The organism is Streptococcus pluranimalium, assembly GCF_047785705.1.
GTDB lineage: Bacteria > Bacillota > Bacilli > Lactobacillales > Streptococcaceae > Streptococcus > Streptococcus pluranimalium_A.
In genome coordinates this window covers 1-6387 of sequence record NZ_JBLOJV010000054.1, presented here as the reverse complement: position 1 = coordinate 6387, position 6387 = coordinate 1, and the positions used below count along the sequence as shown (strand labels likewise).

At 37.9% G+C, this 6387-nt stretch carries 10 protein-coding genes; 3 read left to right on the top strand and 7 right to left on the bottom strand.

The features are described 5' to 3' along the window. Window positions 1-152: 152 nt before the first annotated feature. The 7 genes from ACMZ6Z_RS08815 to ACMZ6Z_RS08785 form a co-directional block, all read right to left on the bottom strand. On the bottom strand, window positions 153-1088 hold the full coding sequence (locus ACMZ6Z_RS08815; RefSeq protein ID WP_416132176.1) for a Gfo/Idh/MocA family protein: 936 nt from the start codon (window positions 1086-1088) through the stop codon (window positions 153-155). A 20-nt stretch (window positions 1089-1108) separates the two neighbouring features. Next, the gene (locus ACMZ6Z_RS08810; protein WP_416132175.1) at window positions 1109-1243 is read right to left on the bottom strand and encodes a hypothetical protein; all 135 of its coding nucleotides are present in this window, start codon (window positions 1241-1243) and stop codon (window positions 1109-1111) included. Between the two features lie 62 nt (window positions 1244-1305). Then, window positions 1306-2838 (bottom strand): hypothetical protein, encoded by a 1533-nt coding sequence (locus ACMZ6Z_RS08805; RefSeq protein ID WP_416132174.1) that lies wholly within the window; start codon window positions 2836-2838, stop codon window positions 1306-1308. Window positions 2839-2883: 45 nt separating this feature from the next. Further along, complete coding sequence (locus ACMZ6Z_RS08800) at window positions 2884-3024, bottom strand: hypothetical protein (protein WP_416132173.1); 141 nt, start codon at window positions 3022-3024, stop codon at window positions 2884-2886. A 134-nt stretch (window positions 3025-3158) separates the two neighbouring features. Next, window positions 3159-3464, bottom strand: coding sequence for a DUF1292 domain-containing protein (locus ACMZ6Z_RS08795; RefSeq protein WP_416132172.1), 306 nt, complete (start codon window positions 3462-3464; stop codon window positions 3159-3161). 15 nt (window positions 3465-3479) lie between these two features. Beyond that, entirely contained in the window at window positions 3480-3899 is a 420-nt protein-coding gene (gene ruvX / locus ACMZ6Z_RS08790; protein WP_416132171.1) for a Holliday junction resolvase RuvX, read from the bottom strand. Next, complete coding sequence (locus ACMZ6Z_RS08785) at window positions 3899-4165, bottom strand: IreB family regulatory phosphoprotein (protein WP_416132170.1); 267 nt, start codon at window positions 4163-4165, stop codon at window positions 3899-3901. The genes ruvX and ACMZ6Z_RS08785 overlap by 1 nt, the downstream gene beginning before the upstream one ends. 142 nt (window positions 4166-4307) lie before the next feature. On the opposite strand from ACMZ6Z_RS08785, the gene ACMZ6Z_RS08780 reads away from it, so the two are divergent. Genes ACMZ6Z_RS08780 through yaaA form a run of 3 tightly spaced genes read left to right on the top strand, consistent with a single transcriptional unit; the run spans window position 4308 to window position 6266 of the window. Then, entirely contained in the window at window positions 4308-4841 is a 534-nt protein-coding gene (locus ACMZ6Z_RS08780; RefSeq protein WP_416132169.1) for a 5-formyltetrahydrofolate cyclo-ligase, read from the top strand. Then, the gene (locus ACMZ6Z_RS08775) at window positions 4838-5506 is read left to right on the top strand and encodes a rhomboid family intramembrane serine protease (protein WP_416132168.1); all 669 of its coding nucleotides are present in this window, start codon (window positions 4838-4840) and stop codon (window positions 5504-5506) included. Before ACMZ6Z_RS08780 ends, ACMZ6Z_RS08775 begins: the two co-directional genes overlap by 4 nt. A gap of 22 nt (window positions 5507-5528) precedes the next feature. Then, window positions 5529-6266 carry a peroxide stress protein YaaA gene (yaaA, locus tag ACMZ6Z_RS08770; RefSeq protein ID WP_416132167.1) on the top strand — a complete coding sequence of 246 codons (738 nt, stop codon included), beginning with the start codon at window positions 5529-5531 and terminating at the stop codon, window positions 6264-6266. The last annotated feature ends 121 nt before the right edge of the window (window positions 6267-6387 follow it).

Sequence of the window (6387 nt, the reverse complement as noted above, 5' to 3'; positions counted from 1 at the left end):
AAGCTACATTTTTGAATGTTTTTTGAGGTTTTTATGTGTATATTGTGTTACTGAGTTTTAAGCTCATGAATCTCCTTAGCTTTATCTGATATCCGTAGCAAGGTAAGCAACATTATTCAGAATTTTCATATCCCAAGAACCAAAAGATAGTGCTATTTTTGAGGTGGTTTGACATCCAAACGTCCTGATGATTGTGTTGCTGTATTGATTTGTTGGCAAATCCAATGGCTAAGTAAACTTGACTGTGGTGAAACAGGGTTTTCTTTGTTTTGAATGGCCTCAATAAAAGCCAAGATGATCGTTTCAAAACCACGTTTGTAAAGTGTGGTGTCCCATGAACTAAAATGCTCAATGGTTTGATTGATGCCTTTATAAATAGATAAGGTTTCCAAATTTTCCAAATGGTAAGTTGCTTCTGGTGTCTGTACTTCCATAACTTCTCGACGGCTGCCAGACTGTAGGTTCATGCTTGCTAGAATCGTTGAGCGAGCTGTCTCTAAAACAACTGAAACTTGGGACAGCTGCCCACCTACTTTGTGATAATGATAATGACCGCCGATGAGCTCTTGATCTGCTAAAAAGAGAGCAGTATCTAAGGGATGAATGAAAAAATCAAATAGCTTAAACTGAAAATCTCCAAGCCTGTTACTATCATTTTTTTCTACATAGATACGAGTTTTCTCTGTCTTATCTGCCATCTTCAAAACCTTTGGCGCAAAACGGCGATTAAATCCTGCCATTAGAAAAGTATTGTGCTGCTCGGCCAAATCATACAGAGCCTTGGTCGTCTCATAGTTCTCTGTTACTGGCTTATCCATGTAAACAGGGACACCTAGTTTTAAGAATTGACTCGCAATTGTAGCGTGAGCTTGAGTAGCCGCATGAATAAAGACCCCGTCTAAAGAAACTTGCAAGAGAGCGTCAAGGCTATTATAGGCTACTACTTGCCCAAATAAACGATAGGTTTTTTGCCTAGTTTCCGAATCTCGCGTGAAAACATGCCATTCTATATGAGGTAGCTGTCTCGTATAAGGAAGATAAGCTTTTTGAGAAATGTTTCCTATTCCAACGATTCCTATTTTTAACATGACTGACCCCTCTTCAACGTTTATTTTTGTTTGATTTTGGCTTTTTTTAATAATTCTTGAACCCTTGTTTTGTAGTCTGATTTGACGCCTTTATTTTTCTCATGAAAACGTTGAACTAAGGCTTTTCCTTTGTCGTCTAGTTGGTATTTTCCCATTATTGTCTCCTTTTTTAGCATAGGTCATTAGCTTTTTTAATAGCATAAGGTTTTAAGTGGATTCACTTTAACTGGTAAACTACAAAGTATTTTAGGTCACCAATAGACACTTTTTGATAGTGTTCTGATATTTTTTCCTTTATGGCTTGGTTAATCTTGGCATCATTGCTTAAAATAAACCATTCTGCACCACCTTGAAGTAAGGTGTCCTCTAAACGCTTGGCGTGGCTCGGGTCGCCCATATATACATTTGGGGTAATAAATGGCGATAAGGAAGCTCTCTCTGACTGCAAATAAATGTCAGCTTGATTATCCCAAACGTATATTTTGGATCTCTTAGCTGTATGATGTTTGATAAATGAGGCGATTTCTCGACGCTCATGCCTTTCTTGGAATGTTGACACGTACCGATAGCCTATTTGACCAATCAGCCCAATAATCAAAAACAAGGGCAATAAATAGGCTTTTGTAAAATAGGCACCCCAAAAGTGTTTGGCTAGAGAAACCCTTCGATGGCGGCGATGTGACAGGTTTGACAACTGAGATGAGTAATCATCAATCAAAGTCAGACTAGCTAGAATCAAACATTGAGCAAGCACAAATAATAAGTGATAAGCATCTAACGATTGAGAGCGTATGGCATAAACACTGTAAATCAAGGTAGAACTGACTAAAAGCATTGTGACAGATTTTTGCTTACTACTCTGATGCCTCCTAAAAGCAATAAAGAAACCCAGACCGACTAAAATACCAATCTGATAAGCCACACTAATTAGCAAATCCTCTTGCCTTGTCTGCAAAACACTCAGGTAATAAACAATCGGCTGTTCAAAATAAGTTTTTGATAATTGCTCGTTAAAAATAACATAACCTGCGCTATAGATAACCAGAATTGACCCGAAAATAAAGCATAAGGCTTGATAAAAACCACGCGCGAACCGTTTTAAGCGGATATTGACACCAAAAAGCGTGACCATAGCAAGCACACCGAAAATAAGCATCCGAGGTTCAATCAAAAAAGCCAGAGCATGGGCAAGTCCAAATGCTATAAAATGCTCATCTTTTATCAAGTCCTTGCGATAAGCTATTAGAAACCAAATCATGCTTAACAAGAAAGGATAGGCCCACTGAATCGGATAAAGACCTCCAAATCCTAGCACAGCATTAAACAGGTAAAACAAAGCCGTCATGGCAACCGCTAACTCACTAGAGTGTGTTAAGTTAACAATGATTTTATAGAGGTATCGTCCTGAAACATAATAAGCCAGAAAATGTACCACAAGTAACCATAAGGGCGATCCTAGAAAATAAGCTAAGGCTATCACCGCGTAATATAAAATACCACCGGTCGCATAAATGTCGTTGTAAGGCAGAACTCCCTTTGACATCATCAAGCCTGTATAAAGATGTTGTGTTTGCTCTATCGTTGAGAAATCACTCAAAACAGGCCATAAAATAGACAACAGACTAGACATTATGCTTAAAAGAATGACATAAAAATGAGCGAGACCAGCCAATTTAGGCCTTATAAGCTCTTCAAAAGTCTCTTGTTCCTCTAAAACTTGCTCATTATTATCCTGATAGCTTGTCGTCATTAGCCTTCTCCTTGTTTTACTTCTTCTACAAAAGTATAACAGAATTTACAGCTTAGTCAATTTTTCTAAAAGCTGGGCATATTGTTGAATCTCACGAAAATAATGATAGTCTTTGCGACGATAGGTTTTAATAAAGCTCTTTTCAGCTTTCGTTAGTCCAACGGTCGTTAATTGTTTTATAGTCATATCATCTTTTTATTCGAAAAAAGATAATAACAAATAAACAATATTTGATGTCACACCAAGGATCTGTTCGTGAGTATGTTACAAACTTTTAACAACAATATGAAAAGACCAGGATTTTTACCCTAGTCTCAGTCTTAGTTCTCATCAATAAAGCTATTGAAAACTTCCTCGATCATATCCCATTCAACATCAGAATCTTCTGGAATAGGCTGCAAGTCGCCTTCTGTACCATCTTCATTTTCGATATATGAGTATGCTTGAATTTCAATCTCACCATTATCGTCTTCTTGTGCGCCGGCGGGCACTAAGAGCACATAATTTTTGCCAAATTCTTCTTTACCATCAATGGTCAGTAGAATTTCAAATAAACTTTCGTTGCCTTGATCATCTACAAGTGTGATAACTTCTGACTGATGATCGTGATTGTGATTGTCTGTCATTTTTTCTCCTTTATCTTAAAACATACGATCTAAGTAGTTTTGTAAAATTAGTTGTGCCGCTAACTTATCAATGACTTTTTTACGTTTGATGCGGCTAATGTCTGCCTGTTCAACCAGCATCCTCTCAGCCTGAACCGTCGTTAAACGCTCATCCTGATAGTCCACAGGAAGACCAAATCGTTCTTTGATTAAATCCCCGAAACGTTTACTAGCTTCTGCTCTAGGACCTTCAGAATTATTCATATTCTTTGGCAGGCCAACAACAAACTGATCAACCTTATACTCTGAAACAAGTTCAGACAAGCGTGTTATGCCATATTCTTTCTTGTCTTCATCAATGGTGATAATTTCAATACCTTGGGCAGTAAATCCTAAGGGGTCACTAATGGCTACACCAACTGTCTTTGAGCCAACATCTAATCCCATTATTCTCATTAGAGTTCTACACCACTGCTTTGAAGATAGGCACGAACCAATTCTTCTACAATTTCATCACGCTCGTATTTTCTAATCTGATTTCTGGCATCATTGTAACGTGGAATATAAGCTGGATCACCACTAAGAACATAACCCACAATTTGATTGATTGGATTATAGCCTTTACCAGCTAGGGAATGGTAAACATTCGAAAGAGTCTCACTAATATCTTTCCGATTAGCGTCTTCTAAATTAAAACGAACCGTTTCATCTGTAAATCCCATATTGACACCTTCTTTCTTACAGACTATTGATGATTAATTATAGCATAGTTAGCCCTTAAAAACAACTAAAACAAATGCAGGTTTCCAGATACAATAACATTCTTAATTAGAATTTTGTGGAGCTTCATGGTAAGATAAGAGGATGAGCAAAAAAGAGTTACGCCAAGAAATGCTTTTTAAAATGACAGCCTTTTCACGAAATAAGCATCAAAAAGCACTGGCTGACAAAACACTCTCTAAGAGGCTGATCGCAACGGACATATATCAAAAAGCTAGTTGTCTTGCGACTTACCTCTCCATGCCACATGAATATGATACTAGACACCTCATTTCTCAAGCCCTGATGGATCAAAAAACGGTTCTTGTTCCCAAGGTTTTTCCCAATGGCAAGATGATTTTTGTCACATATGATGAAGCATCATTGCAAAAAACTACCTTTGGCTTTTTAGAGCCTCTATCTCATGAAGAAGTGCCTGTGTTCAAGATTGATATGATTCATGTTCCTGGTCTAGTTTTCTCCCCTGAGGGTTATAGAATCGGTTATGGCGGAGGGTATTTTGATCGCTATTTAGCCGATTATCAGGGTGAAACCGTCAGCACTATCTATCCCTTCCAACTGCAAAATTTCACCAAAGAACCCTTTGATCTTCCTGTTAGAAAGTTGATTTCCCTATGATAACTCTAAAAAAACACCCTATCACAAGTCTATTGATTTTTAGCATAAGCCTTGTTTTTCTCAGTATGCAAGCCCTCTATTTGGCACAAGCAGAAAGCCCTTTGATCATTTATCGATTTGGAGGGTTGATTGGAAACCTTTTAAAGGTCAATCCTTCTGATCTGTGGCGACTCGTAACACCTATTTTTGTTCATATTGGATGGGAGCATTTCTTATTTAATACCGTAAGTTTATTTTTCTTAGGGAAAATAGCTGAAAAACTTTACGGCAGCACAAAATTCTTGGTACTTGTTATTTTATCTGGAATAATGGGAAATGTCTTTGTACTCTTGCTAACCCCTGACGTGATTGTCGCTGGTGCATCAACCTCAATCTTTGGTCTCTTTGCTGCCATTATGATTACAGGTCACTTCAGTAGTAATGTCCTTTTAAAAAATTTAAGTCATTCCTATCGAGCACTCATTATCATCAATCTGCTATTTAATCTCATCACACCTGGCGTTAGCATTGCTGGTCACCTTGGGGGACTTCTCGGGGGGCTTCTTTTGGGGATTGGACTAAGTCCCAAACAAGAAGTACACTTATCTGCACCTACTAGATTCCTAGCTTTTGGTGCCTATAGCATTGCCTTAATCAGCTTAGTACTATTCTCACTAAGCCACTAATATCAAAAGAAAGTCAGCTACTATGCTCACATTTTTAATACCATCAGCTAAAGAAATGATCGAAAATAGACCGCAAGAACATCACCAGCCATATCCGAACCTTAGTTTATCTATTGTAGAAGAAATGAGCCAAAAAACGCTTGAAGAGCTCCAAGCCATCTATCACTTTAAAAAAGAAGAGGCAGCTCTCAAAGAATATCAACGCTGGCAAATGATTGCTAATCAAACTGCTAGCTCTTATACGGCATTGGAACTTTATAATGGTCTCATGTATCGTGCTTTAAAAGAGCAGTTAACACCTCAAGCTAAGCATTATTTAAGTCAAAAAACCTTTATAACTACTGCTTTATACGGTATTATTCCACTGACTGAGGCTATTCAACCACATCGTCTTGATTTTTCAAACCATGTGAAAATCGCTAATAGTTCTCTTAAAACAATCTGGAAAACAAGCTATCATCAGTTTTTACAAAACCATAGTGGCAATACCATTATTTCCTTACTATCATCAGAATTTGAGACTGTTTTTCCCTCTTGTGAACGCGAAAAACTCGTAAAAGTACACTTTTACGAGCAGGATCAAACTGGCAAACTAAAACAACACGCTACTATCTCAAAGAAAGGAAGAGGCCACTTTCTAAGAGCAGCAGCAAGTCAGAATTGTCAAAGCCTAGAAGATCTCAAAACAATAACCTTCCAAGGCTACCATCACCAAGAATCTGACCAAGAAAAACAACTAACTTATATTAGAAAAATCTGACATAACTTCCCAAAACTACTCTCCCAACGTCTTCAAGCGTCGCAATAAAGCCGTACGTCCCTTGAATCGCTGACCACTAAGCAGTAGATCTACCTGATCATGCTCCTCTTGAGGCAGACTG

Excerpts from the sequence above, each read along its gene's own strand:
- ruvX (WP_416132171.1), bottom strand. The coding sequence starts at position 3,899 with ATGAGAATAATGGGATTAGATGTTGGCTCAAAGACAGTTGGTGTAGCC.
- yaaA (WP_416132167.1), top strand. The coding sequence starts at position 5,529 with ATGCTCACATTTTTAATACCATCAGCTAAAGAAATGATCGAAAATAGA.
- ACMZ6Z_RS08810 (WP_416132175.1), bottom strand. The coding sequence starts at position 1,243 with ATGGGAAAATACCAACTAGACGACAAAGGAAAAGCCTTAGTTCAACGT.
- ACMZ6Z_RS08800 (WP_416132173.1), bottom strand. The coding sequence starts at position 3,024 with ATGACTATAAAACAATTAACGACCGTTGGACTAACGAAAGCTGAAAAG.
- ACMZ6Z_RS08795 (WP_416132172.1), bottom strand. The coding sequence starts at position 3,464 with ATGACAGACAATCACAATCACGATCATCAGTCAGAAGTTATCACACTT.
- ACMZ6Z_RS08815 (WP_416132176.1), bottom strand. The coding sequence starts at position 1,088 with ATGTTAAAAATAGGAATCGTTGGAATAGGAAACATTTCTCAAAAAGCT.
- ACMZ6Z_RS08805 (WP_416132174.1), bottom strand. The coding sequence starts at position 2,838 with ATGACGACAAGCTATCAGGATAATAATGAGCAAGTTTTAGAGGAACAA.
- ACMZ6Z_RS08785 (WP_416132170.1), bottom strand. The coding sequence starts at position 4,165 with ATGGGATTTACAGATGAAACGGTTCGTTTTAATTTAGAAGACGCTAAT.
- ACMZ6Z_RS08780 (WP_416132169.1), top strand. The coding sequence starts at position 4,308 with ATGAGCAAAAAAGAGTTACGCCAAGAAATGCTTTTTAAAATGACAGCC.
- ACMZ6Z_RS08775 (WP_416132168.1), top strand. The coding sequence starts at position 4,838 with ATGATAACTCTAAAAAAACACCCTATCACAAGTCTATTGATTTTTAGC.